The sequence below is a fragment of the Klebsiella sp. PK01 genome (assembly GCF_057624675.1).
Map to the genome: position 1 here is coordinate 24,451 of NZ_JBYEZM010000007.1, position 26,167 is coordinate 50,617.

Here is a 26,167-nt window from a genome sequence, read left to right on the forward strand (position 1 = left end):
ATTTTATCTGCTAAGCGGTATTCATTATTCCGGCTTGAACGTCAGCATTATTTTCATCCTACCTTATTCCCCCTGACAAGGAATTGACAATGAGTGAACGCTCTCATGACCGAGGTAATAGCCTTGCGATGGTCATATATAATCTACTCAATCCGGTGCCCTACGGCTTTTTTATCGCCGGTCTCATCTTCGATATTATTTATCTCTACAGTACGAACGTGATGTGGGGAAAAAGCGCCAGCTGGCTTATTGCCCTTGGCCTTATTTTTGCCATCATTCCGCGATTGATTAATCTGGCGCAGGTGTGGTTTTTTACTCCTCGACGCCCGGCGGCAAAAATTGATTTCTGGCTAAACCTTATCGCTATTATTGCCGCGTTGGTAAACTGTTTTGTTCATAGCCGCGACGCCTGGGCGATTGCGCCGCAGAACGTAATCTATTCATCGATTACCGTTATCTGCCTGCTGGTCGCCAATATTATCAGCTCAGCCTGCCTGGCTAATAATAAGGGGATTCGCCATGAATAAATTACTACTGCCCCTGCCCGTTATGCTCGCCACGGCGCTTGCCCTGTCCGGATGCGATGAGAAAGCGAAACTTAGCCCGGATCAGCAGGTAGGGCCGGATCCCGTAATGCCGAAGGCCCAGGATTTCCTGTTGCCGCCGATGCAGGTTCCCCGCGGCGTGGGCTGGAAGAGAGATGGACAACCGGCGGTTGCCCAGGGGCTGAAAATAGAAAAAATAGCCGATGGATTCCTGCATCCCAGAATGGTCTATGTCCTGCCAAACGACGATGTACTGGTCGTTGAAAGCAACGGTCCTGGCGAGGAGCCGCTGACTACGCCGAAGCAGCTGATTGCCGGGATAGTGAAAAATCAGTCAGGCAAAGGTGGAAAAGGCGGGAATCGCATTACGCTATTGCGTAAAAACGCCAGCGGCTGGGAAAAACATATTTTCCTTGAACACCTGCACTCGCCTTTCGGTGTCCAGCTGATTGGCGATAATCTATACGTCGCCAATACCGGCAATATCATGCGTTATCACTACCAGCCGGGGGCGACACATATCAGCGATGCGGGGAGCGAGCTGGCTGACCTGCCCAGCACCGTCAATCACCACTGGACCAAAGCGTTACTGGCAAGCCCGGATGGTAAGAAGCTGTATGTGGGCGTCGGCTCGAACAGTAATATCACCGAGAATGGGCTGGATATCGAATATCGTCGCGCCACCGTTCTGGAGGTTGATACGGCAACCGGCGCAAGCCGTATCTTCGCCAGCGGTATCAGGAATCCTACCGGACTCGGCTGGGAACCGCAGACGGGCAAGCTTTGGGCCATTGCCAATGAGCGCGATGAGATCGGCGCCGACCTGGTGCCTGATTATTTAACTTCGGTGCAGGATGGCGGATTTTATGGCTGGCCGTGGAGCTATTTCGGACAGCATGTGGATCGCCGCGTACAGCCGCCGCGCCCGGACATGGTCGCCAAAGCGATCAAACCGGATTATGCCCTGAGCTCCCACGTTGCGCCGCTGGGAATGCTGTTTTATACCGGAAAAATGTTGCCGCAGACCTATCAGGGCGGCGTGTTTATCAGCGAACATGGCAGCTGGGACCGTTCGCCGCTGAATGGCTACAAAGTCAGCTTTGTCGCCTTTAAAGACGGCAAGCCGGTCGGTAAACCTGAGAGCGTGGTCACCGGCTTTGTCTCCCGCGATGAGAAAGAACTGTACGGCGCGCCGGTCGGACTCGCGCAGGATAACGAAGGAGCGTTAATCATTGCCGACGATGTCGGTAATACCGTCTGGCGCGTCAGCGCAAAATAAAATATAACTATCAATTATCCGGCTTCCCGCAGTCAGGGAAGCCTTTTTTATATCCTGAGAATCATTATCCATAGATATTGCCGGGAATAATTCGAGAAACAAAGTGATAAGCTGTGACATCAGGACCGCTATTGTAGTCGGCTACACCAGAACAGGTTGCTGAGAAACATTCATCATCAATGAGACGTAAAACAGATGAACCATTTATCCGCAATCAGAACCTTCGTCAGCGCCGCTGATCATCAAAGTTTCAGTGCCGCCGCCAAATTCTTAAATATCGAAGTATCCACCGTCTCTCGCCATATTTCCGAGCTGGAAGCGTATTTACAGGTGACGTTGTTTAACCGCTCTACCCGCGGATTAGCACTAACCGAAACCGGAGCATTTTTTTACTCGCACGCCCAACAACTGTTATTACAATGGGAGGAAACCCGCCAGTTAACTTCCGCACTGGATAAACAACCTTCCGGCCTGCTGCGGTTAAGCGTACCCAGTACCTTTGGCCGTCTGCACGTTATGCCTTTTGTTGATGAATTTCTTCGCCTGCACCCCAACATTTCGCTGGATATCAGTTTTAACGATGAAGTGCAGGACCTGATTGAAGCGCGCATCGACCTGAGTATTCGCATTGGCATTTTGCCTGACTCCTCGATTCATGCCCGTAAACTGGCTTCGCAGACGCGCTCAGCCTGGGCCAGCCCGCAGTGGATTGCGGAAAACCGCCCTTCTGCCACGCCGGGCGCCGACCAGCAGCAGATCAATATCGTGATGTTTTCTCGTCTGCATGGCGCCGGTTGGTATACACGTAAGACGGGTTCAGAAGATGAATGGCAGCGCATCCCGATTAACTACCGACTGAGCGTTAGCGATAGCGCCGCCATGCTTTATGCCTGCGTCAATCACACCGGGATTGCGATTTTACCGAACTGGCTATCGCAGCAGGCTGAAGAACAAGGGCTTATTCAACGCATCTTCCCGGAGTGGGAATTTAGTATGTTCCCCAGCGAAACCGCCATCTGGATGCTGTACCCACAAAACAGGAGAGTACCGCATAAAGTCCGAGCCTTTATCGACTTTATGGTTGAAAAGATTGGGATGCCGCCCTACTGGGAGGAGGCGATTCATTAATGACGAGAGAGGTTGAAGCAGGGATGTGCCGGAGGAACCCAAAGCAAAAAGGGGTTACCTTTCGGTAACCCCTTTTCATATTTGGCGGAAGCGTAGAGATTCGAACTCTAGAACCCTTTCGGGTCGCCGGTTTTCAAGACCGGTGCCTTCAACCGCTCGGCCACGCTTCCGGTATGGGGCGCACTATAAACACCTCTGCCGATGCTGTAAAGCATCATTTTGTTCAACTGCCTTAAAAACAAACAAATCCGTGTTATTCGTCTGAATTTCAGGCAGTTTGCGCAGAAATTCGGCGTTAAGAACGCCCTTTGACTCAATGTTTTATGATGTACATATCTTTGGTGTAGTAAAAGCCCAGCTTATCCGGCTCGAACCCGCCGACCCACGGCTTCACTAAATGGGTACGAACATAGTGATAAACAGGAATCGCGGGCACATCCTCAGCCAACAGATCCTCCGCTTGCTGATAGAATTTGCCTCGCGCGGCGGTATCCGCCGCCTTCGCCGCATCATGCAGCGCTTTATCATAGGCCGGGTTACTGTATTGGCTGGTGTTTTCGCTATCGCCGGTGCGGAAGTTATTCAGGAATGACGCCGCATCGTCATAATCGGCGATCCAGGCATAACGCACGGCATCAAAATTATGCGTATGCATGGTATCCAGCATCGTCTTCCACTCCTGGTTCTGCAGCTTCGCCTCTACGCCGAGATTTTTCTTCCACATTGAACTGGCGGCGATGGCAATGCGCTGGTGCGTCTCCGAGGTGTTATAAAGCAGGTTAAAGACCAGCGGATGACTTTCGTTAAAGCCCGCCTCGTTAAGCAGTTTTTTTGCCTCGGCAATGCGTTTGTCGCGCGGCCAGCTGGCGTAATCCGGTTGTTTCAGCGTGACGCCGCCAATATCGGGCTGGCTAATTAGCCATGCCGGACGCTGTCCCTGCCCCATCACCTTATCGGCGATGATATCTTTATCCAGCCCCATGTTGAGCGCCCGGCGCACTCTGGGGTCATTAAAGGGCGGTTTAGTGGTATTGAGTTCGTAATAGTAGGTCGCCAGCTGCGGAGAAACATTCAGCTGCGAGCCCATCGTTTTCTTCAGTAACGCAAACTGGTTCACCGGCACCGTATAAACAATATCTATCTCACCGGCTTTATAACGATTCACATCCGCCGCTTCGGAGGTAATCGGCAGATAGGTCACTTTATTAATTACCGTATGTTCATTATCCCAGTACTTAGGGTTGCGTTGCGCCACGATGCGCTCGTTGACGACCCACTTCGAAAGCGTATAAGGGCCGCTGGTGACAATATGTTCCGGTTTAGTCCATTTGTCACCAAAGCGCTCCACCAGCACCTTATCAATAGGCACCAGCGACGGGTGAGCAAGCATTGCGAGGAAGGCGGCGTTAGGCTGATCTAACGTGATCTGCAGCGTGGTATCGTCCAGCGCTTTTACGCCGAGAGTTTCCGGCGACTGTTTTCCCTCCGAGATATCGCGGGCGTTAACGATATGCATATTACCCGGATAGCTGGCGTACGGCGAAGCGGTGGTCGGCGTAACCAGCCGCTGCCAGCTCCAGACGATATCCTGCGCGGTAATCGCTGTCCCATCGGACCAGTTGATGCCAGGACGCAGATGGAAAGTCCAGACGAGATTATCTTTATTCTCCCACTTCAGCGCCAGCCGCGGCTGAATCTCGCCCTGCGGCGAAACGCTCACCAACCCTTCGAACAGATCGCTGATGATATTATACTCGACGTCGCTTTCGACCTTATGCGGGTCGAGCGAAGCGGGTTCATTACCGTTGTTCCTGACGAGCTCCTGTTTTGCTGCAAGTTCGGTACCCTGCGGGACCTGGGCGGCCATTGCCGTGGCCGCGCTGCCGAGTAAACCCAGGACCAATAATGCGTGTGTGATGTGGTTATATTGTTTTCGTTTCATTTCCCTTGCCTTTATGCTTCGTTGATACCCCTTCCACACTTAGTCGCTGGCTGGCATTAAGGCAATATTTTTCAGTGACCTATAAGATTCAGATCTGCTTTCCGTCGTTGAACGCATAAACATACTGTCTTAATCTATTTTACCAGAATAAAACGCTACCCCACCGGCACCGGGATCTGAGTAAAGATGGGTAAAAGCATTATGGCTTTCGGCTCGCTTTTCTTATGCTTCATAACTAATTACATCTGTCATAAGAGAGTGACTCATGGATCGTATAATTACCTCATCGCGTGACCGTTCATCGCTGCTCAGCACGCACAAAGTTCTGCGTAACACCTATTTTCTGCTCAGCCTGACGCTGGCGTTTTCGGCGATCACCGCCACCGCCAGCACTGTGCTGATGCTGCCGTCTCCGGGGCTCATCCTCACCCTGGTGGGCATGTATGGTCTGATGTTCCTGACCTACAAACTGGCTAATAAACCAAGCGGTATTCTGGCGGCCTTCGCCTTTACCGGCTTCCTCGGCTACATCCTGGGGCCAATGCTGAACGCTTATCTGTCCGCAGGCATGGGCGATTTGATCGGTCTGGCGCTGGGCGGCACCGCGCTGGTCTTCTTCTGCTGCTCGGCTTACGTATTAACGACGCGCAAAGACATGTCTTTCCTCGGCGGCATGCTGATGGCGGGCGTGGTGGTCGTCCTGATTGGTATGGTGGCGAACATCTTCCTGCAGCTGCCGGCTCTGCACCTGGCCATCAGCGCGGTGTTCATCCTTATCTCTTCCGGCGCGATTTTGTTTGAAACCAGCAACATCATCCGCGGCGGCGAGACCAACTACATTCGCGCCACCGTTAGCCTGTATGTTTCGCTGTACAATATCTTCGTCAGCCTGCTGAGCATCCTCGGCTTCGCCAGCAGAGACTAACCTTCTCTCCTGCAACACCAGGCCTCGCTTATGCGGGGCCTTATTTTTTGCTACACTGCGCGCAGTTTCCGCATTATGTGAAAAATCATGTTTATCTTTGAAGGCAGTGAAATAGAGACCGATAGCGAAGGCTATCTGAAAGAAACGACTCAGTGGAGTGAAGCGATGGCGGAAGTTATCGCCGCTCAGGAAGGGATCACCCTGTCCGTCGAACACTGGGAAGTGGTGCGCTTCGTGCGCGATTTTTATCTGGAGTTCAACACTTCGCCAGCTATCCGTATGCTGGTCAAAGCAATGGCGAATAAATTCGGTGAAGAGAAAGGCAACAGCCGCTACCTGTACCGATTATTCCCCAAAGGCCCGGCTAAACAGGCGACTAAAATCGCCGGTCTGCCGAAGCCCGTAAAATGCATTTAATAGAGAATAGCGAATTTTTGCCACTCTCTGGTGGGTTGATGGGGTTCGGTTAACACCCTGTCGACCCTTGCGCTACGCGGCCCGCCGGCCTTAAGCCAGGCAATCAGTTTCTCCACCTGCTCCACTTCCCCGCAGGCCAGCACTTCCACGCTGCCATCATCCAGATTTCGCGCATAACCTGTAAGCCCCAGCTGCAGCGCTTCACGCTGCGTTGAATAGCGGAATCCCACGCCCTGAACGACTCCGTGAACCCATGCCATCGTGCATACCTTCGCCATATTACCCCCTCTACTACGCTATCCTGTTGCAGAGAATAGCAAATTCTCTCCAGCATACTCACTTTTGCCTGACGCTAAAACATCCGCCCGGCGGCGGCAGGAATGGTGCTTGCCCCAGCCAGTTATGCTAATCTACGCGCCATTTTTCGGTGCCGACGCTCCGTCGCTTAAAGGTAGCCCCATGACAGATTCCATTATCCCACGCTTAGTATTAGCCAAAGGACGCGAGAAATCCCTGCTGCGTCGCCATCCATGGATTTTCTCCGGCGCCGTCGCCCGGATGGAAGGTAAAGCTCGTTCCGGCGAGACGATTGATATCGTTGATTCCCAAGGGAAATGGCTCGCTCGCGGCGCCTATTCGCCCTCCTCGCAGATCCGCGCCCGTGTCTGGAGTTTCGATCGTCATGAAGCTATCGATAATGCTTTTTTCGAGCGTCGCCTGCAGCAGGCGCAAACCTGGCGTCAATGGCTGGCCGAACGCGATGGTCTTGACAGCTATCGTTTAATCGCCGGGGAATCCGACGGCCTGCCTGGCGTGACAATCGATCGCTTTGGCGATTTCTTCGTCCTGCAGTTGTTGAGCGCCGGCGCCGAATATCAGCGTGCGGCCATTGTCAGCGCCCTGCAGACCCTGTTCCCGCAATGCTCGATTTACGATCGCAGCGATGTGGCGGTGCGTAAAAAAGAAGGGTTGGATCTGGCGCAGGGCCCGGTGGTAGGCGAACTGCCACCGGCGCTGCTGCCCATTACCGAGCACGGTATGCAGTTGCTGGTAGATATCCAGGGCGGCCATAAAACCGGCTACTATCTCGATCAGCGCGATAGCCGTCTGGCGACCCGCCGCTACGTCGCCGATAAGCGCGTCCTCAACTGCTTCTCTTATACCGGTGGATTCGCGGTTTCTGCGCTGATGGGCGGCTGCCGTCAGGTCACCAGCGTTGATACTTCACAGGAGGCGCTGGACGTCGCCCGGCAGAACGTTGAGCTCAATAAGCTGGATCTGTCCAAAGCCGAATTCGTGCGCGATGACGTATTCAAACTGCTGCGTAAATATCGCGATCAGGGGGAAAAATTCGATGTCATCGTCATGGATCCGCCAAAATTCGTAGAAAACAAAAGCCAACTGATGGGCGCCTGCCGCGGCTATAAAGACATCAACATGCTGGCGATCCAGCTGTTGAACCCCGGCGGCGTGCTGTTGACTTTCTCCTGTTCCGGCCTGATGACTACCGATTTATTTCAGAAAATCATCGCCGATGCCGCAATAGACGCCGGGCGTGATGTACAATTTATAGAGCAGTTCCGTCAGGCTGCCGATCACCCGGTGATCGCAACCTACCCGGAAGGACTGTATCTGAAAGGGTTTGCCTGTCGCGTCATGTAACTTGAAAAGCGGAACATCGCCCACACGTTATTCTCATGACTCAAGAACATTTGAAGATGATGGATACAGTGGGCGCCAGCGTTTCCCGGGAGGTGACTATGATTGCCAGCAAATTCGGTATCGGCCAACAGGTTCGCCATACGCTACTCGGCTACCTTGGCGTAATCGTTGATATCGATCCAGAGTATTCGCTTGACGAGCCCGCCGCGGATGAAATCGGCGCCAACGATGAACTGCGCGCGGCCCCCTGGTATCATGTTGTGATGGAAGATGAGGACGGCCAGCCGGTCCACACCTACCTCGCGGAAGCGCAGCTCAGTAGCGAAACCAGCGATGAACATCCCGAACAGCCCTCGATGGACGAACTGGCGCAGACTATCCGTAAACAGCTGCAGGCGCCGCGGCTGCGGAACTGACTGGCCTTTGTTCCCGATGCTTTGTTAAAAACCCCGTTAACACGGGGTTTTTTATTTTACTTCGCTAGCCCAAGCCGCGGAATTTCAATCGCAGGGCAGCGGTCCATGACCACATTTAACCCCGCTTCACGCGCCATAACCGCTGCCTGTTCATTAATAACGCCAAGCTGCATCCACAACGTCTTCGCTCCGATGGCGACGGCCTCTTGCGCCACGCCCCACGCCGCTTCGGAATTGCGGAACACATCGACCATATCGACCTTTTCAGGTACCTCCGCCAGGGTGGCATAGCCTTGTTGACCGAGCAGCGTTTTGCCCGCCACCTTGGGCGAAACAGGAATGACATGATAGCCCTGTTCCAACAGATATCTCATTACCCGATAGCTCGGGCGATCGGGCTTGTCGCTGGCGCCTACCAGCGCAATCGTCCGCGTCGCGGTTAGAATGCCGGCAATATCGTTCTCTTTCATCATAATCCTCCTGCTCTTTAGCCCTAGTGTAAGCTAATACGGGTAAAGCAGCCATCCAGACTAACTCACAGATACAGCAAAAATTTTCTCCCCAACGCTTGCAGCATCAGTCACTTCCAGTAATCTGTCTGCAAGTTAATATAAGTGGAACCCCATTATGGAACTGACAACACGCACCTTGCCCGCACGCAAACATATCGCGCTGGTAGCACACGATCACTGCAAAGATCTGCTGATGAAATGGGTCGAACGTCACCAGGCGCTACTGGCTCAGCACCAGCTCTATGCAACCGGGACCACCGGCAACCTGGTCTCACGCACCACCGGGCTGGAAGTGAAAGCGATGCTGAGCGGCCCGATGGGCGGCGACCAGCAGGTGGGCGCGCTGATTTCTGAAGGGAAAATTGATGTGCTGATCTTCTTCTGGGATCCGCTGAATGCGGTGCCCCACGATCCTGACGTCAAAGCGCTCCTGCGTCTGGCGACGGTGTGGAATATCCCGGTTGCCACGAATGCCGCCACCGCTGACTTTATTATTCAGTCGCCGGATTTCAACCAGCCTATCGATATTCTCATCCCTGATTACCAGCGTTACCTTGCCGAGCGCCTGAAGTAATTCCCACGGCGGCCAGACGGCCGCCGATGATCAGGGCTTTCGCGCCACCGGCACGCCCAACTCCTGCAAGATCTCAACAAACGGCGATGGTCGTTCTTTATTGAACAGCAGCCAGACCCGCAGGCGGGCGCGGGTTATCGCCACATACAGTAGCCTACGCTCTTCAGCATCAGGGAAATCTTCCGGCTGTGGGAGCAATGCCTGTTCCATCACCGACTCTCTTGCCGGCGCCGGGAAGGCGTCATCACCCTCCTGCAAGCCCAACACAATAACAAAGTCAGCCTGCTGGCCTTTGCTGGCATGAATTGTCATAAAATCTAGCTGCAGATGCGGCCAGCGGGTCGCGGCTTTTTCCAGCGCGGCGGGTTTCAGATGGTGATAGCGCGCCAGCAGCAAAATCCGCTGTTGCGGTTTAACGTAGCCGCTCAACTTGTCGAGCAGATCGTCGAGTTTATCGTCGGGCAGCAGGGTCACCGCTTTCTTATCGCCAGCGGTCAGACTATTCAGCGGTTTAGCCAACTGATGCGGGTTTTGCTGAATAAAACCGTTGGCGATCTCGCCGATACGACCATTAAATCGATAGGTGGTATCCAGCGCGCAACAGTCCCCTTCGCCAAAGTAGTGGTTAAATGCCGTGGTTAAAGAGAGCTGCGCGCCGCTAAAGCGATAGATAGCCTGCCAGTCGTCACCCACCGCAAATAACGTGGTCTGTTTATTTTGCCGGCGCAGCGCCGCCAGCAATTCAGCGCGCTGTGGAGAGATATCCTGAAATTCATCCACCAGAATATGTTTCCAGGGGCTCACAAAACGGCCTTTATCCAGTATGTTAACGGCCTGGTGAATAAGCCCGGAGAAATCAACGGCATTCTCCTCTTTCAACGCCGTTTTCCAGGCTTTCAGTAGCGGGGCCATCAGTTTCACACGCTTATTAAAGAGGTCGCGTACTTCTTCAGGCGCGCTGGCGATCATCTCCGCCTGCGAGCCGCCATGCATACGCATCAAACTAACCCAGCGGTCAAGACGGCCGGCCAGGCGACGCAGCAGCGCGCGATCCTGCCAGAAATCGCCTTCGTCAATCTGCCACTCCATCTCATCCATCAACCACTGACGCCAGCCTTTAGCCTGCGCTTTTTTCTCCTGACACTGCTGCTGCCAGGCCTTCAACAAAAGCTTTTGCCGGGCGGCGGTATCGTTTTCCAGCTTACTGATCGCCGGAACCTTCTTACTACCCTGCTGAATAATATGTAACGCCAGTGAATGAAAGGTCCGCGCAGCAATCTCGTCGGTTCCCAATCGCTCCTGAATACGTTCATCCATTTCCTGAGCAGCCTGACGGCCAAACGCCAGGAGCAGGATCTGATCGGCTGCCGCCTCGCCGCGATTTAACAACCACCCTGCACGGGCGACCAGCACCGAGGTTTTTCCGCTACCGGCGCCGGCAAGCACCAGCAACGAACGCTCGCCGTTAACCACCGCCCGCGCCTGCGCCGGGTTGAGCGGTGAAGACTCGACCTTATCGAAGAAAGCGCGATACTGTTCCAGCATGGCTTCGGTATAGGCTTGATTATGCGCCAGGCGAGCCTCGTCGATATCGCTAAGCCAGCATTGACACTGGCGCCACAGTTCGCGGCAGTTATCAAATTCATCCAGACGGCTCTCAGGGAAAGGCAGTCCGGTTAAGGCCCGGCGTATCTTCGCCTGAACATCGGCGACCTGCTGGCGGGTCAGCCACTTACCTTCGGCGCTGGCGCGTTCAATTTCACTTAACTGTTGGCGCAGTAATTGCGCGGCAATTTCACTCATCTCCGCGCTCCACTGCTGCCAGAGATTATTGAGATGATGATAGAAATGTTGCGTCTCGGCCCACTCGGTACCATGCAAACGCACAACTTTGCTTTCAGGCAGTGCGAACTCCAGCTCGCCCCACACCAGGCCACGCTTACATTGAACTGACAATAACTGATTGAAAGGTATAAGATACTCATGACGATCGCCGGAGACTTTAACCCCGGCATTCAGCAACTGCACCCGATCATAAGGATGCTGCGCCATGCGTTTGCCCAATGTTGTCGCTTTAAGTTCCATATATCGCCAAATTTCAATCAGTTTGAATGTTTTTAAGTTTAACCGCCCGCGAGCAGGTGCTCCAGCGCAAAAAAACGTTACAATTGTCGGGTCTTATTATCCATAGGGTTAACCAGAGGGTTTATGCGTACCATTCTGAATATTTTAAACTTTGTTCTTGGCGGTTTCGCCACCACGCTCGGTTGGCTACTGGCGACGCTGGTCAGTATTGTTTTGATTTTCACGTTACCGCTGACCCGTTCATGTTGGGAAATCACCAGGTTATCGCTTTTCCCCTACGGTAATGAAGCCATTCATGTTGATGAACTGGAACCTGAAGCAAAAAACAGCTTACTGAACGCGGGCGGCACTATTTTGAATATTTTGTGGTTCATGTTCTTTGGCTGGTGGCTGTGCCTGATGCATATCTTCAGCGGTATCGCCCAGTGCCTGACCATCATTGGTATCCCTGTCGGGATCGCCAACTTTAAAATTGCCGCTATTGCGCTTTGGCCAGTAGGACGCCGCGTGGTCTCCGTTGAAACGGCTCGCGCCGCACGCGAAGCCAACGCCCGCCGCCGCTTTCAGTAATTGTACGGATCACTGTTATGTTAAGCCCCCTGCTCCGCCGTTATACATGGAATAGCGCCTGGTTATATAACGCCAGGATTTTTATTGCGCTTTGTGGCACCACGGTTGCGCCGTGGTGGATTGGCGAAGTCAAACTCACGATCCCGTTAACGCTCGGGGTGGTAGCCGCGGCGTTGACCGACCTCGACGATCGCCTCACCGGGCGGCTACGTAATCTCGCCATTACGCTGGTCTGCTTCTTTATTGCTTCCGCATCGGTGGAATTACTGTTTCCGTGGCCGTGGCTGTTTGCTATAGGCTTAACCCTGTCCACGACGGGCTTTATCTTGCTCGGCGGTCTGGGTCAACGCTATGCCACCATTGCTTTCGGCGCCTTACTGATCGCTATCTACACCATGTTAGGGGTCACTCTGTATAACAGTTGGTACCTGCAGCCGCTCTTTTTGCTGGCTGGCGCCATCTGGTACAACGTATTAACACTCGCCGGTCATCTTATTTTCCCCATTCGTCCGCTGCAGGATAACCTTGCGCGCAGCTATGAACAGCTGGCGCAGTATCTTGAACTTAAATCACGGTTGTTCGATCCGGATATCGAAGATGAAAGTCAGGCGCCGTTGTACGATCTGGCGCTCGCCAACGGCAAACTGGTTGCGATGCTGAACCAAACGAAAGCGTCTTTACTGACGCGCCTACGCGGCGACCGCGGGCAACGCGGTACTCGTCGTACCCTACAGTACTATTTCGTCGCTCAGGACATTCATGAGCGTGCCAGCTCGTCGCATATTCAGTATCAGACACTTCGCGACCATTTCCGCTACAGCGATGTGATGTTCCGTTTCCAGCGGATGCTGTCGATGCAGGCGCAGGCATGTCAGAAACTCTCCCGCGCCATCCTCTTACGCGTTCCGTATCAGCATGATGCGCATTTTGAACGCGCCTTTATGCATCTTGACGCGGCGCTGGATCGCGTTCGCGCCAGCGGCGCGCCTCAAGATCAGGTCAAAGCGCTGGGTTTTCTACTCAATAACCTACGCGCCATAGATGCGCAATTGGCAACCATCGAATCGGTGCAAACCAGCGTGCTGGCCAGCAACCATCCCGAAAACCTGCTTGCAGACGATCGCCCCAGCGGCTTTAGCGATATCTGGCTACGGCTGCGCAGCAATATGACACCGGAATCGGCGCTTTTCCGCCATGCGGTGCGCATGTCACTGGTGCTGTGCGCGGGCTATGCCTTCATTCAGTTTACCGGCCTCAACCACGGTTACTGGATTCTGCTGACCAGCCTGTTTGTTTGCCAGCCGAACTATAACGCTACCCGGCATCGCCTGGCGTTAAGGATCATCGGGACATTGGTAGGGGTCGCTATCGGGTTACCGGTGCTGCTGCTGGTTCCCTCGGTCGAAGGCCAGCTATTGCTCATTGTACTAACCGGTGTGCTGTTTTTCGCCTTTCGCAACGTCCAGTATGCGCATGCCACTATGTTTATCACGCTGCTGGTACTGCTGTGCTTTAACCTGTTGGGCGAGGGATTCGAAGTCGCTTTACCGCGTATCCTCGATACATTAATCGGCTGCGCTATCGCGTGGGCGGCAGTGACCTTTATCTGGCCAGACTGGAACTTCCGTAATTTACCTCGGGTACTTGATCAGGCTATCAACGCTAACTGCCGTTATCTGGACGCTATTCTTGAGCAGTACCATCAGGGGCGCGACAACCGTCTTGAGTATCGCGTCGCCCGACGTAATGCACATAACCGGGATAGCGAGCTGGCATCAGTGGTATCCAATTTATCCACAGAGCCAAAAGCCGACAACACAATGCGTGAAACCGCATTCCGCCTGCTGTGCCTTAACCATACGTTTACCAGCTATATTTCCGCGTTGGGGGCGCACAGGGAGAAACTGACGACGCCGGAAATACTGGCGTTACTCGATGATGCCGTCTGCTACGTCGATGATGCGCTGCATCATTCTCCCGCAGACGAACAGCGCGTTCAGCAGGCGCTCAGCAACCTGCAATCACGTATTCAACACCTGGAACCGCGAGCCGACAGCAAAGAACCATTGGTCCTGCAGCAGATTGGGCTACTGCTCGCACTGCTGCCGGAAATATGTCGCCTGCAGCGCCGGATTGCCGGTCAACCAGAATAATCCTCCACGCCGTACCCTTGCGTATTAGCCCACTCCCGTAGCTCCTGGCGCCGCTGCGCCGGGAGCGCGGCGGAATGGGTGCCGGCAATCGCGCCCGCCAGGGACTCAAGGACATTGATTGATATTCCTTTATTATGCTCCCTCAATTTTAACCAGCTTTTTTCCGCACCAATTGTACGCAGCATTTTCACATCGGTTATTCCGGCATGAATCAACATCAATTCCATGTGGAAACTGATATTAGGCAAATCTTTTAGCCTGCCAGAATCACGCTGATGCTGCTTTTCGCTACGCGCCGTATGCAAAGACAGCTCCGAGAGGTGAAACAGCATTTTACTGTCCTGCCATAATGCTTCATCTATACGGTAATATTTTAGCGCTACCGGCCGACCATTTTTGCGCATAGTTAACATTGGGCTATGATGCTCGACCCGATATTCTGCGCTTTGCTAACACACTCTAAGATAGATTTCGCCTTCGGCCACCATGGCAAACACGGTATTGTCTATCGCCAGACTGTAACCGCCAAATAGAGGCCGGCTACTGATTTTGCCTAAGGGAGAAAGGCACTCCTGAAACTGGAGGAACCGTAATTTTGATAGTTTCTTCATGATCATTCCTTTAGTAATCATGCATATAAAAGTAATTTTTATTAACGGATCCGTTATTGAAGAAAATAAGTGAGTTCGTTTTGTGCAGCAAGATGAATTTTGGCTTCATTTCAACCAGCTCGCCGTTTTGCGAGGCGCTTTCAGGAAAAAGTTATTCTGCAAATCGTGTTGCAGAGACTCGCTGAATACTTAAGCAATGTTAATTGATAAACAGCATATCGGCCCCATCGACATCATGCCTGGTAGCCGTGAAGCAAAGATAAATAGAGGGAAATATCTCCTGCGGCTTCAGCATGGAGACAGTGAATTCATATAAACAAGTCGCCGCGGCTCTGATTCATAGCCGGGTAGAGTGCATAAAATATATGCAAAAGTGGGAAAATGAGGTTGACGTTAACCCCTGGTGGATATACTGTATATGCATACAGTAACTCACAGGCGAGATAGACTATGTTTACTTCAGCTCACGCAAATCGTTCACCACTGACTTCGGCTTCAGTACGTCGCCCTTCGCACAGCGTCGTCGAACATTCAGCCACTGGGCTGATTAGTGAAATCGTCTATCGCGAAGATCAACCCATGATGACGCAGCTTTTGTTGCTACCTTTATTACAACAGTTGGGCCAGCAGTCGCGCTGGCAACTGTGGCTCACGCCGCAGCAGAAGCTGAGTAAAGAATGGGTACAATCATCCGGTCTGCCGCTATCAAAAGTGATGCAAATTAACCAGATGTCGCCCTGCAACACTCTGGAATCGATGATTCGCGCTTTACGTACCGGGAATTATAGCGTGGTTATTGGCTGGCTGACGGATGAACTTACTGAACAAGAGCATGAACGCCTGGCGCTCGCCGCAGAAGAAGGTCATGCGATGGGCTTTATCATGCGCCCGGTGAGAAATACAAGCCAGCCTGGGAGACAATTAAGTGGGCTAAAAATTCACTCAAATTTATATCATTGAGTGAAATTAGGATTAATCCTGGAATTTTTTTTGCCTCATCAAAAACCATTCTCGTAAAGTGGTTAATTTCACAGAGATCCCGGTGTGGTGCGGTTTCGCGACTTTTTACCGTGTTCACAAATTAACCATATTTGTTAAATATTGTGTATACAACCCTTTTTTTTCATATGCCTGACCGAGTTCACACTTGTAAGTTTCTAACTAAGTTGTAGACTTTACATCGCCAGGGGTGATCGGCTTACGCTGCATGTATCAGCATAGTTAACAACGAGTCACGCCCCCGGTGAAGGATTTAACCGTGAGGTCTTATGTACCATCATGGCGAATTTTGGATGATAATGAGGCGCAAAAAATGAAAAAGACAGCTATCGCGATTGCAGTGGCACTGGCTGGCTTCGCTACCGTAGCGCAGGCCGCTCCGAAAGATAACACCTGGTATGCAGGTGGTAAACTGGGTTGGTCCCAGTTCCATGACACCGGCTGGTACAACAGCAACCTGAACAACAATGGCCCGACCCACGAAAGCCAGCTGGGCGCTGGTGCGTTCGGTGGTTATCAGGTTAACCCGTACCTCGGTTTCGAAATGGGTTACGACTGGCTGGGCCGTATGCCTTACAAAGGCGACAAAGTTAACGGCGCATTCAAAGCTCAGGGCGTTCAGCTGACCGCTAAACTGGGTTACCCGATCACTGACGATCTGGACATCTACACCCGTCTGGGCGGCATGGTATGGCGCGCTGACTCCAGCAACAGCATCGCTGGCGACAACCACGACACCGGCGTTTCCCCAGTATTCGCTGGCGGCGTTGAGTGGGCAATGACCCGTGACATCGCTACCCGTCTGGAATACCAGTGGGTTAACAACATCGGCGACGCAGGCACTGTAGGCGTTCGTCCGGACAACGGCATGCTGAGCGTTGGTGTTTCCTACCGTTTCGGTCAGGAAGACAATGCACCGGTTGTAGCTCCGGCTCCGGCTCCGGCTCCAGAAGTCACCACCAAGACCTTCACCCTGAAGTCTGACGTACTGTTCAACTTCAACAAAGCAACTCTGAAACCAGAAGGTCAGCAGGCTCTGGATCAGCTGTACACCCAGCTGAGCAACATGGACCCGAAAGACGGTTCTGCAGTTGTTCTGGGTTACACCGACCGCATCGGTTCCGAGCAGTACAACCAGAAACTGTCTGAGAAACGTGCTCAGTCCGTTGTTGACTACCTCGTAGCTAAAGGCATCCCGGCTAACAAGATCTCTGCTCGCGGTATGGGCGAATCTGATCCGGTTACCGGCAACACCTGTGACAACGTGAAAGCTCGCGCTGCACTGATCGACTGCCTGGCTCCGGATCGTCGCGTAGCGATCGAAGTTAAAGGTTACAAAGACGTAGTAACTCAGCCGCAGGCTTAAGTTTTCTACGATAAAAAACCCCGCTGATGCGGGGTTTTTTTTGGCCTGATTTTGAGCTCAAAGGAAAAATCACAAGCAACGTCGCGACAATACTTATTCTTTTCCTAAGAGCACCTGCAGATCGTGCTTCAGGCTCGACATCTTGCTGGCATATTTTTCTTTATGCTCGGCGTCTTCAATCAGCTGTACGATGGTTTCTGATAATGTCTTTCCTCGCCGTTGGGCAAGCCCGGCCAGGCGTTGCCAGACAACGAACTCCAGATCGATGGACTTTTTCCGCGTATGCTGATGCTCGGCGTTAAAATGACGCTTGCGTCGTGCGCGAATAGTCTGCTTCATCCGGTTAGCCAGCTCCGGATTCATATGCTGATCGATCCAGGTATTCACCAGAACAGGTTCATTTTCGAGCGTCAGCAAGACATCGACCGCGGCTTGCGCAGCGCTGGCTTCAATGTAGCGGGTAATCAGCTCACCTTCCCGGTGCTTCTTTACCAGATATTTCCATTTCCAGCCGCTTTCAAGGTTTTCCAGTTGTTGATATTTCATTGCGATCTCAATGTGACCGTGTAACTCATTTCAGGATATCAGTTTTTTCTGGATGTGCTGAGAATAAATCATCTTTCGTGATGTGGACGATTCCATTATCAGCGGGATAAACGCAATCCTCCGTGTGCTCAGACGCGGCATCGGGTATAATCGCTCGTTTTACATCTGACTAAAAAACAGCGACTTTGACCATTACGAAACTTACCCGAAACGACCTCGCTCCTGATACGGAAAGTTATCAGGCGCTGTTTACCCAGGTCAATCTCGCCGAGGCAGAGGCATCCCTCGCCGGCGATCTACAGCCCCGTTTATTTTATGCGCTGGAACAGCTTCTGATCACGCCAGCCATTTCATCTTTTATGCTGGTAAAGGCGCCGGAAGAACCGGAATATCTGCATTGGGTAGCCGAAGCCGCCCGCAGCCTGCAGCAATCCACAACAGCGCTCTTCGGTGTACGCTATCAGGTCAACGGCGGCAACGTAACCATGTCGCCAGCCCAAAGCGCGGAAGACAATTTTGCCAGCAGCGGTCCGGTTGAATCCGCAGACTGGATTGAAGCGGAACAGCTCTTTGGCTGCGTACGCCAGTTTAACGGCGAAATTTCGCTGCAACCGGGCCTGGTGCATCGCGCGAACGGCGGCGTCCTGTTGCTCTCCCTGCGCGCGCTGCTGGCCCAGCCGCTGCTGTGGATGCGCCTGAAGAACATGGTGACCCGTCAGCGCTTTGACTGGCTGTCTATTGACGAATCCCGCCCTCTTCCCGTTAGCATTCCCTCCATGCCGCTGAACCTGAGGATCATTCTGATCGGCGAGCGCGATGCGCTGGCTGATTTCCAGGAGATGGAACCGGAACTCGCCTCGCAGGCCATTTATAGCGAGTATGAAGACAACCTGCAGATAGCCGATGCCGAGACCCTGAAACTCTGGTGTCAGTGGGTCTGGCAAAATGCTCGCCAGCTTTCGCTACCGGGGCCGGCGGCAGACGCATGGCCGCTGCTGATTGCAGAAGGCGCTCGAGACACCGGCGATCAGGAGACGCTTCCGCTTTCCCCTCTCTGGATTAGCCGCCAGCTGCGTGAAGCGGCAGCCTTCTGCGAAGGCGAATGGATTAGCGGCGCGGAGATGCAAACCATGCTTGAGCGCCGTGAATGGCGTGAAGGCTATCTTGCCGAGCGGATGCGCGATGAAATTCTTCTCGATCAGATCATGATTGATACCGAAGGCGAATGCATCGGTCAGATCAACGCCCTGTCGGTAATCGAATTTCCAGGCCACCCGCGCGCCTTTGGCGAACCTTCGCGTATCAGCTGCGTAGTGCATATCGGCGACGGCGAATTCATTGATGTAGAACGCAAAGCTGAACTCGGCGGCAATATTCACGCCAAAGGCATGATGATCATGCAGGCGTTTATCATGTCCGAGCTTGAACTTGAACAGCAGCTGCCGTTTAGCGCATCGCTGACCTTCGAACAGTCCTACAGCGAAGTGGATGGCGATAGCGCCTCAATGGCCGAGCTGTGCGCTCTCATCAGCGCGCTGGCCAATGTGCCGATTAACCAGAGTATTGCGATTACCGGTTCGGTCGATCAGTTCGGTCGCGTCCAGCCGGTCGGCGGTCTGAACGAAAAGATTGAAGGTTTCTTCACCATCTGCCAGCAGCGCGGATTAACAGGCAAGCAAGGCGTCATTATCCCGTCTGCCAACGTCCGTCATCTGAGCCTCGCCCAGGAACTTCGCCAGGCCGTGGCTGATGAGCAGTTCTTTATCTGGGCCATTGACGACGTTACCGAAGCCCTGCCGCTTCTCACCCAGCTGCAATGGGATGGCGAAGGACAAACGCTACGACAAACTATTCAGGAACGGATTGCGCAGGCGATGCAACAAGAGACTCGCCATCGTTTTCCATGGCCGCTACGCTGGTTAGGCGGATCAAATTCGAACTGATCGGACTTGTTCAGCTTACACGTGTTAGCTATCCTGCGTCCCGAACTCAAAATAAGGCTTACTGAAAACATGGTAGATAAACGCGAATCCTATACAAAAGAAGATCTTCTTGCCTCTGGTCGTGGTGAACTGTTTGGCGCGAAAGGCCCGCAACTGCCGGCGCCAAGCATGCTGATGATGGACCGCGTCGTCAAGATGACCGAAACCGGCGGCAACTACGACAAAGGTTACGTTGAAGCTGAGCTCGACATCAACCCTGACCTGTGGTTCTTCGGTTGTCACTTCATCGGCGACCCGGTAATGCCTGGCTGCCTGGGTCTGGACGCAATGTGGCAACTGGTTGGCTTCTATCTGGGCTGGCTGGGCGGCGAAGGGAAAGGCCGCGCGCTGGGCGTAGGCGAAGTGAAATTTACCGGTCAGATTCTGCCGACGGCGAAAAAAGTCACCTATCGTATCCACTTCAAACGCATTGTAAACCGTCGCCTGATCATGGGCCTGGCGGATGGCGAAGTGCTGGTTGATGGTCGTCTGATCTACTCTGCAACTGACCTGAAAGTCGGTCTGTTCCAGGATACTTCCGCGTTCTGATTTACCTTCCGTACTTATCCTGAAGTACAAAAGGTCCTGAAGTACAAAAGGCGAAGCCTTCGCAGAGCGAAGGCTTCTTTTTTAAAGAGACAGTCAGGCAGTTTGCACCCTGTCCTCCATGGCTTCTCGCCAACCTCCTAGCCAATGGGACCTCTGATTAAGGGTCTGGTAGGGACACATTTCTTTCGATCTGCCGGTAATGCCGGCCTGATATCCACGCTGATGTGCCCGTTCCAGGCGATCTCGTTTTTGTCTCTTCATGCCTCGTTTCCCTCATTATTTGATCTGGTGGAAAAGAAAACAGTGGTCACTAAATATGCAACCACGTATAACCTTTACCGCGAAACGCAGGCAGCGTCAATGCGCAAAATTCACGCCAGTGTCATATTTGTGAGCTATATGAAAGTTCATTTGTACAAAAATCGTGAGCCAGCACAACTATCAACCTGACGCGGCAAATAAAAAAGCCGCGGCGATTTTTCAGGTCGCGGCGGCTTGTATTGTATTAATTTTACTTATGGCAGGCGGTTCAGTTCACTCGCAATCGCGGTGGCTTCCTGGCTCCAGGCCTGCGCCAGGGTCTTAACCATCGCGTCGTAGCCATCCTGCTGTTGCTTAAGTTCAATATTGAACGGACGCTTAATTAACTGCCCCTGATGCTTAAGCAGCCATTCACCGCTAACGATGACCCGGCCGTCGTAGCGACCGTGGAAACCGCTTACGGAGACGTTAAGCGTATCCTGCTCGCTGCCTAACGGCTGCGATGCCACCACCCAACCCGGCAGTTGGTTACTCAGATTCGCCACCAGCGTGGTACGTAACTGCTGGTCCAGCGGGCTGGCCCACAGATTGTTATTAGCAATCACATACTGCACATCGGTCGTCTGATAAACCACGCCATTGCCGGCCAGATAATCAGGGATACTGACCTGCTCAACCCACAGCAAATTCTTGCTCTGGTTGACGGCGCTTTGCGCGCCGCTCTTTGCTACCGGTAATTGATAGTAAGTTTTACTCTCACCACCGCTGCTGCAGGCCGTCAGTACGCATACCGCTGCCGCCACTAACCACTTTTTCATTGTTTCGCTCCCTTCGGCTGCGGATCTTTTTTATCCTTGGCCTCAAATACCAGCGCATTGCTCTTGTCGTTGAGGGTTTTCAGTACCGGCTGCAGTTCACGAAGCACCTGATCCAACCGCTGCATATCCGCAACCATCTTATTGTAGGCTGCCGAGCCCGGTTGGAAGCCCTGCATACTGCGATTCAACTCGCGCAACGTGCTCTGCATATCGGCAGGAAGCTGCTGCATCGACTGGCTTGAAGTGATCTTATTCAAGTTGTCGAGCGTAGTCTGGACACGCTGCATGGTTTTCTGGCTCTGCGCCAGGGTACTGGTCGCCTGCTCCAGCAGTGGGTTAATCGGCAGGTTGTTAATCTTATCAAGCGCATCCATCAGACGCTGCTGGATCTGCGCCAGACCGCCGCTGACGGTTGGAATGATCGGATAGCCGCCGAACTCCTGAATCTTGCCGCGCGGAGGCGCTTTCGGATAGAAGTCGAGATCGATATACAGCGCCCCGGTGACCAGGTTGCCGGTTTTCAGCGAACCGCGCAGGCCGCGGTTGATCAGATCGTCAATATGCGCGCGAATGTTAGGGTCGCCGCCCAGCTGGTTGATTAGACGTTCCGGCTCAATACGCACTTCTACCGGGATACGATAATCATCGTTCAGGCTCTGTTTCAAACCGGGGATAAAGAACGGTACTTTGCCGACGGTACCAAGGCGAATACCGCGGAATTCAACCGGCGCTCCCGGCTGCAGACCACGCACCGAATCTTTAAAGAACAGGACGTAATCGATATGCTGGGTGAACACCGAATCCTGGATACTCTTCTGATCGTCAAACAGGTGGTATTCCGTTTTATTCGCCACCGGCTCGCCGAGATCCAATCCTTCCGGAATATCAAAGCTTACACCGCCGCCAAACAGCGTCGACAGCGATCCCATCTCAACGCGCATTCCCGCAGAGGTAAGATCAACCGCAATACCGCTATCTTTCCAGAAGCGAACGTTAGTGGTCACCAGACGGTCGTTCGGCGCGTTGATAAACAGCTGATAAGTGATGCGACGCTTCTGCGTATCAAAGGTGCTGGTTTCAACCGAACCAACGCGATAGCCGCGGAACAGCACCGGATCGCCAGGCGAGAGTTGCCCGGCTTTGCTACTTTCCAGCAAAACACGGATACCTTTGGCATCCGGTGAAGCCAGCGGCGGCGAATCCAACAGCGGATACTGCGGCGCCACAGAGCCTTCTTTACCCGGCTGTAATTCGATATAGGCGCCGGAAAGCAAGGTGCCGAGGCCGCTGATCCCCTCGCGCCCCACCTGCGGTTTCACCACCCAGAACACCGAGTCTTTATGCAGTAGCTTCTGCATGCCCGAGTTCAGACGCGCTTTAATTTCTACGTGTTTCAGGTCATCAGTCAGGATAGCGCTTTCCACCACCCCGACATCAACGCTGCGGCTCTTGATACGCGTTTTACCCCCTTCAATGCCTTCGGCGTTGGTGGTAATAAGCGTCACCTCCGGCCCCTGATGGCTGTAGTGGTAAAACAGTATCCATGCGCCGATGAGCACAGTCACAATCGGAAAGATCCAGACCGGTGACCAGTTCTTCACCTTCTGCACTTTCGCTTCTCCGCTCTTATTTTCCATGCTGTTGCATTTCCTCATGGCTTGGATCTGGTTCACGGTCCCACAATAGACGTGGGTCAAACATCATGGCCGAGAACATGGTCATGACAACGACCAGCGCGAACATCACCGCGCCTATCGCCGGATAGATATTCATCAAGCCTCCCATGCGCACCAGCGCCGAGAGTACCGCGATGACAAAAACGTCGATCATTGACCAACGGCCAACAAATTCAACCACTTCATAAATCAGGTGCATACGCTCTGAATCACGCGCGCCGTTTCCGTTCGCGCTCCAGCACAGCCAGCCGATAGCGATCATTTTTAACGTCGGCACCATGATACTGGCGATAAAGATAACCAGCGCGACCGGGTAAGAGCCCTCGCTCCACAGCAGAACGACGCCCGCCATGATTGTCGACGGCATTTTATCGCCCAGCAGATCGGTAATCATAATCGGCAGAATATTGGCGGGTAAATAGAGCACAAACGACGTCATCAGCAGCGCCAGCGTCCACTGCAGGCTGTTTTTACGCCGCGGGGTACCTTTGGTGTGACAGCGCGGACACTCTTTCTCATCCGCTGGCAGCACTGCCGTGCAGCACGAGCAGGAGCGCAGACCCTGACGCAGCCCCGGCACGCCAGGGCGCAGCGGCTGCTTAATGACCGGCATTGGCGCAATATCGTCCCACAGCCAGCGGCGATCGACGCACTGAAATGCCCGCAACTGCAGCAGGCAGAACAGACACCAGGGAACAAAGCTCAGTCCAACGCCGATATCACCGTAGGCCATGAGTTTAACGAAGCTGACCAGCACCCCGGCGAGGAAAATCTCGGCCATCCCCCAGCTTTTGAGGTGAAACAAAATCCGCGCCAGAAACGCCTTTAAGCGTGAAGGCATATGAACGCGATTGACCAACAATAAGATGGTCACCAGACAAAACGCCGGGACCAGTTGGACAAACAGTAAAAAGAACGTACCAAGGCTGGCGTAATCCTCGGTGAACAGCACGTTTGGTATTTCCAGCAGCTCAATTTCGCTGCTGATCCCGCCGACTTTCATATAAACAAAAGGGAACAGGTTTGCCAGTAGCAGCATGAACAGCGCCACCAGCGCATAGGCCGTGGGACGCTGCCGCGGCGCGTCCCACGATGTGGTGAGCGTGGTGCCGCAGCGTGGGCATGCGGCTTTCTGGCGATGCTCCAGCGGCGGCAAAGCCACCAGCAGATCACATTGTGGGCACAATATGTGCCGCGCAGCATGATGATGATCGCACATGAACACTCCTCAGCTTAAGCGCCGTTTTTGAGTCCTTCGAGATATTCCCAGCGTTCAAAGGCCGCTTCCAGGGCCTGTTCCGCTTCCGCTAACTGCGCCAGCACCTGCTGGGTCTGGTCATGCGGCTGGCCGAAGAACGAAGGATCGGCAACTTTTTCCTGCAGCGTCTGCAGTTGAGTTTCCAGATCTTCCAGCTTCTGCGGCAGCTGTTCCAGTTCGCGCTGCAGGTTATAGCTTAGTTTGCTGGCGGCACGTTTGACACTTTCTGCTTTCGGTTGAGCGACTTCCGCTGGTTTTTTTACAATCGTCTGTTTATTCGCCAGCGACTGCGCTTGCTGTCCGCGCGCGTCGTGATAACCGCCGATATATTGGCCGATACGGCCGCCGCCCTCGAAGATCCAGCACTCGGTCACGGTGTTGTCGACAAACTGACGATCGTGGCTCACCAGCATCACGGTGCCCTGGTAGCCATCGATCAGCTCTTCCAGCAGCTCCAGCGTTTCGACATCAAGGTCGTTAGTCGGTTCATCGAGGATCAATAAGTTACTGGGTTTCAGGAACAAGCGCGCGAGCAGCAGGCGGTTACGCTCCCCGCCGGACAACGCGCGTACCGGAGTCATCGCCCGTTTTGGATGGAACAGGAAGTCCTGCAGATAGCCCAACACGTGACGCGGCTTACCGTTAACCATCACCTCTTGCTTACCTTCCGCAAGGTTATCCATCACCGTCCGATCCGGATCCAGCTCCGCGCGGTGCTGGTCGAAGTAGGCGACTTCCAGCTTGGTACCGACGTGAATACGCCCGCTATCGGCCTGTAGCTGGCCGAGCATCAGCTTCAGCAACGTGGTTTTACCGCAGCCGTTCGGGCCAATCAGCGCAATCTTGTCGCCACGCTGGATTTGTGCGGAGAAATCTTTGACCAGCACTTTGCCGTCAACCTGATAGTTGACGTTTTCCATCTCAAAGACGATTTTGCCGGAGCGAGAAGCCTCCTCGACCTGCATCTTCGCGCTGCCCATCACTTCACGGCGCTCTCCGCGTTCGCGACGCATCGCCTTCAGCGCGCGGACGCGGCCTTCGTTGCGGGTACGGCGTGCTTTAATCCCCTGACGGATCCACACCTCCTCCTGCGCCAGCTTGCGGTCGAATTCAGCATTCTGTAACTCTTCGACGCGCAGCGCTTCTTCTTTATCCAGCAGATACTGATCGTAATTGCCCGGATAGGTCACCAGCTTGCCGCGATCGAGGTCGACGATGCGCGTTGCCATATTGCGGATGAAAGAACGGTCGTGCGAAATAAAGATGATGGTGCCTTTAAAGGATTTGAGGAACCCTTCCAGCCAGTCGATAGTTTCGATATCGAGGTGGTTAGTCGGTTCATCCAGCAGCAGCACGCGCGGCCCGCTGACCAGCGCGCGACCCAGCGCCGCTTTACGCAGCCAGCCGCCGGAGAGCGACGCCAGCTGCGCGTCGGCGTTAAGGCCAAGCTGCTCGATCACTTCATTAATACGGCTATCTAACTGCCACAGCCCCAGGTTATCCAGCTGTTCCTGCAGGCGGGCCAGTTCATTTAAATTTTTATCGCTCGGATCGGTCATCACCTGATGCGAAACATCATGGTAGGCCTTCAGGTACGCCGCCTGCTCGGCAATACCTTCCGCGACAAAATCGTACACCGTACCGGCGACATTACGCGGAGGATCCTGCTGCAGACGCGCGACGATCAGATCCTGTTCATAAATAATACGCCCATCGTCCAGACCCTGCTCGCGGTTGAGGATTTTCATCAGGGTCGATTTGCCGGCGCCGTTACGCCCTACCAGGCAGACGCGTTCGTTATCTTCGATATGCAGTTCAGCGTTATCCAGCAGCGGCGCATCGCTGAACGAAAGCCAGGCGCCGTGCATACTAATCAGTGACATTCTTTATTCC

At 53.6% G+C, this 26,167-nt stretch carries 24 protein-coding genes, 1 tRNA gene and 1 pseudogene; 14 read left to right on the forward strand and 12 right to left on the reverse strand.

The annotated features are described in order from the left end of the window. Positions 1-89: 89 nt before the first annotated feature. From AC22LX_RS20440 to AC22LX_RS20450, 3 genes are all read left to right on the forward strand, one after another. Complete coding sequence (locus AC22LX_RS20440) at positions 90-527, forward strand: DUF2231 domain-containing protein (protein ID WP_213292657.1); 438 nt, start codon at positions 90-92, stop codon at positions 525-527. Then, a complete protein-coding gene (locus tag AC22LX_RS20445) occupies positions 520-1,824 on the forward strand; it encodes a PQQ-dependent sugar dehydrogenase (RefSeq protein ID WP_213292658.1) in 1,305 nt (434 codons plus the stop codon). Before AC22LX_RS20440 ends, AC22LX_RS20445 begins: the two co-directional genes overlap by 8 nt. 195 nt (positions 1,825-2,019) lie before the next feature. Beyond that, positions 2,020-2,952: a LysR family transcriptional regulator gene (locus AC22LX_RS20450; RefSeq protein ID WP_487334179.1), complete on the forward strand. Its 933-nt coding sequence runs from the start codon at positions 2,020-2,022 to the stop codon at positions 2,950-2,952. A gap of 82 nt (positions 2,953-3,034) precedes the next feature. On the opposite strand, the gene AC22LX_RS20455 is transcribed toward AC22LX_RS20450, so the two are convergent. Both AC22LX_RS20455 and AC22LX_RS20460 read right to left on the reverse strand, forming a co-directional pair. After that, a tRNA-Ser gene (locus tag AC22LX_RS20455) sits at positions 3,035-3,122 on the reverse strand. Positions 3,123-3,265: 143 nt separating this feature from the next. Then, complete coding sequence (locus AC22LX_RS20460) at positions 3,266-4,894, reverse strand: ABC transporter substrate-binding protein (RefSeq protein WP_063414329.1); 1,629 nt, start codon at positions 4,892-4,894, stop codon at positions 3,266-3,268. A 265-nt stretch (positions 4,895-5,159) separates the two neighbouring features. Here AC22LX_RS20460 and yccA point away from each other — a divergent pair, with 265 nt between their 5' ends. Continuing rightward, positions 5,160-5,819 carry an FtsH protease modulator YccA gene (gene yccA, locus AC22LX_RS20465; RefSeq protein ID WP_015704916.1) on the forward strand — a complete coding sequence of 220 codons (660 nt, stop codon included), beginning with the start codon at positions 5,160-5,162 and terminating at the stop codon, positions 5,817-5,819. An 87-nt stretch (positions 5,820-5,906) separates the two neighbouring features. Continuing rightward, the gene (gene tusE, locus AC22LX_RS20470) at positions 5,907-6,236 is read left to right on the forward strand and encodes a sulfurtransferase TusE (protein ID WP_045360166.1); all 330 of its coding nucleotides are present in this window, start codon (positions 5,907-5,909) and stop codon (positions 6,234-6,236) included. On the opposite strand, the gene yccX is transcribed toward tusE, so the two are convergent. Further along, on the reverse strand, positions 6,233-6,514 hold the full coding sequence (gene yccX / locus AC22LX_RS20475; protein ID WP_047065499.1) for an acylphosphatase: 282 nt from the start codon (positions 6,512-6,514) through the stop codon (positions 6,233-6,235). The genes tusE and yccX overlap by 4 nt on opposite strands. Positions 6,515-6,695: 181 nt before the next feature. Here yccX and rlmI point away from each other — a divergent pair, with 181 nt between their 5' ends. Both rlmI and hspQ read left to right on the forward strand, forming a co-directional pair. After that, entirely contained in the window at positions 6,696-7,898 is a 1,203-nt protein-coding gene (gene rlmI, locus AC22LX_RS20480) for a 23S rRNA (cytosine(1962)-C(5))-methyltransferase RlmI (protein ID WP_015367414.1), read from the forward strand. Between the two features lie 98 nt (positions 7,899-7,996). Then, positions 7,997-8,314, forward strand: a complete 318-nt coding sequence (gene hspQ, locus AC22LX_RS20485; protein ID WP_487334180.1) for a heat shock protein HspQ — start codon at positions 7,997-7,999, stop codon at positions 8,312-8,314. Positions 8,315-8,370: 56 nt separating this feature from the next. On the opposite strand, the gene AC22LX_RS20490 is transcribed toward hspQ, so the two are convergent. After that, positions 8,371-8,784: a CoA-binding protein gene (locus AC22LX_RS20490; RefSeq protein WP_032714178.1), complete on the reverse strand. Its 414-nt coding sequence runs from the start codon at positions 8,782-8,784 to the stop codon at positions 8,371-8,373. 157 nt (positions 8,785-8,941) lie between these two features. On the opposite strand from AC22LX_RS20490, the gene mgsA reads away from it, so the two are divergent. Beyond that, a complete protein-coding gene (gene mgsA, locus AC22LX_RS20495; protein ID WP_045395636.1) occupies positions 8,942-9,400 on the forward strand; it encodes a methylglyoxal synthase in 459 nt (152 codons plus the stop codon). A gap of 30 nt (positions 9,401-9,430) precedes the next feature. On the opposite strand, the gene helD is transcribed toward mgsA, so the two are convergent. Next, positions 9,431-11,485 carry a DNA helicase IV gene (gene helD / locus AC22LX_RS20500; protein ID WP_047077855.1) on the reverse strand — a complete coding sequence of 685 codons (2,055 nt, stop codon included), beginning with the start codon at positions 11,483-11,485 and terminating at the stop codon, positions 9,431-9,433. A gap of 123 nt (positions 11,486-11,608) precedes the next feature. Between helD and AC22LX_RS20505 the strand changes: the two genes are divergently transcribed. Together AC22LX_RS20505 and yccS are read left to right on the forward strand one after the other, a co-directional pair. Continuing rightward, the gene (locus AC22LX_RS20505; protein WP_045395640.1) at positions 11,609-12,055 is read left to right on the forward strand and encodes a YccF domain-containing protein; all 447 of its coding nucleotides are present in this window, start codon (positions 11,609-11,611) and stop codon (positions 12,053-12,055) included. 17 nt (positions 12,056-12,072) lie between these two features. After that, positions 12,073-14,208, forward strand: coding sequence for a YccS family putative transporter (gene yccS, locus AC22LX_RS20510; protein ID WP_047045644.1), 2,136 nt, complete (start codon positions 12,073-12,075; stop codon positions 14,206-14,208). Here the strand turns inward: yccS and AC22LX_RS20515 are convergent. Next, positions 14,196-14,819, reverse strand: a pseudogene (locus AC22LX_RS20515) (TfoX/Sxy family DNA transformation protein). The gene yccS and the pseudogene AC22LX_RS20515 sit on opposite strands and share 13 nt — an antisense overlap. Before the next feature lie 450 nt (positions 14,820-15,269). On the opposite strand from AC22LX_RS20515, the gene sulA reads away from it, so the two are divergent. Both sulA and ompA read left to right on the forward strand, forming a co-directional pair. Continuing rightward, positions 15,270-15,779, forward strand: coding sequence for an SOS-induced cell division inhibitor SulA (gene sulA, locus AC22LX_RS20520; RefSeq protein WP_020079240.1), 510 nt, complete (start codon positions 15,270-15,272; stop codon positions 15,777-15,779). Positions 15,780-16,131: 352 nt separating this feature from the next. Continuing rightward, positions 16,132-17,184, forward strand: a complete 1,053-nt coding sequence (gene ompA / locus AC22LX_RS20525; RefSeq protein WP_080473199.1) for a porin OmpA — start codon at positions 16,132-16,134, stop codon at positions 17,182-17,184. 93 nt (positions 17,185-17,277) lie between these two features. Here the strand turns inward: ompA and matP are convergent, their stop codons facing one another. Then, on the reverse strand, positions 17,278-17,730 hold the full coding sequence (gene matP, locus AC22LX_RS20530; RefSeq protein WP_015367432.1) for a macrodomain Ter protein MatP: 453 nt from the start codon (positions 17,728-17,730) through the stop codon (positions 17,278-17,280). Positions 17,731-17,915: 185 nt separating this feature from the next. Here matP and AC22LX_RS20535 point away from each other — a divergent pair, with 185 nt between their 5' ends. Both AC22LX_RS20535 and fabA read left to right on the forward strand, forming a co-directional pair. Next, on the forward strand, positions 17,916-19,673 hold the full coding sequence (locus AC22LX_RS20535; RefSeq protein ID WP_487334181.1) for an AAA family ATPase: 1,758 nt from the start codon (positions 17,916-17,918) through the stop codon (positions 19,671-19,673). Positions 19,674-19,742: 69 nt separating this feature from the next. Beyond that, a complete protein-coding gene (gene fabA / locus AC22LX_RS20540; RefSeq protein ID WP_015704907.1) occupies positions 19,743-20,261 on the forward strand; it encodes a bifunctional 3-hydroxydecanoyl-ACP dehydratase/trans-2-decenoyl-ACP isomerase in 519 nt (172 codons plus the stop codon). Between the two features lie 93 nt (positions 20,262-20,354). On the opposite strand, the gene rmf is transcribed toward fabA, so the two are convergent. The 5 genes from rmf to AC22LX_RS20565 form a co-directional block, all read right to left on the reverse strand. Further along, positions 20,355-20,522, reverse strand: a complete 168-nt coding sequence (gene rmf / locus AC22LX_RS20545) for a ribosome modulation factor (RefSeq protein WP_015704906.1) — start codon at positions 20,520-20,522, stop codon at positions 20,355-20,357. 254 nt (positions 20,523-20,776) lie between these two features. Beyond that, positions 20,777-21,340 (reverse strand): membrane integrity-associated transporter subunit PqiC, encoded by a 564-nt coding sequence (gene pqiC, locus AC22LX_RS20550; RefSeq protein WP_015367436.1) that lies wholly within the window; start codon positions 21,338-21,340, stop codon positions 20,777-20,779. Further along, positions 21,337-22,977, reverse strand: coding sequence for an intermembrane transport protein PqiB (gene pqiB / locus AC22LX_RS20555; protein WP_042892880.1), 1,641 nt, complete (start codon positions 22,975-22,977; stop codon positions 21,337-21,339). Before pqiB ends, pqiC begins: the two co-directional genes overlap by 4 nt. Then, entirely contained in the window at positions 22,967-24,235 is a 1,269-nt protein-coding gene (gene pqiA, locus AC22LX_RS20560) for a membrane integrity-associated transporter subunit PqiA (RefSeq protein ID WP_032711301.1), read from the reverse strand. The genes pqiB and pqiA overlap by 11 nt, the downstream gene beginning before the upstream one ends. Positions 24,236-24,249: 14 nt before the next feature. Then, positions 24,250-26,157 (reverse strand): ABC transporter ATP-binding protein, encoded by a 1,908-nt coding sequence (locus tag AC22LX_RS20565; RefSeq protein WP_045395648.1) that lies wholly within the window; start codon positions 26,155-26,157, stop codon positions 24,250-24,252. Positions 26,158-26,167 lie beyond the last annotated feature (10 nt).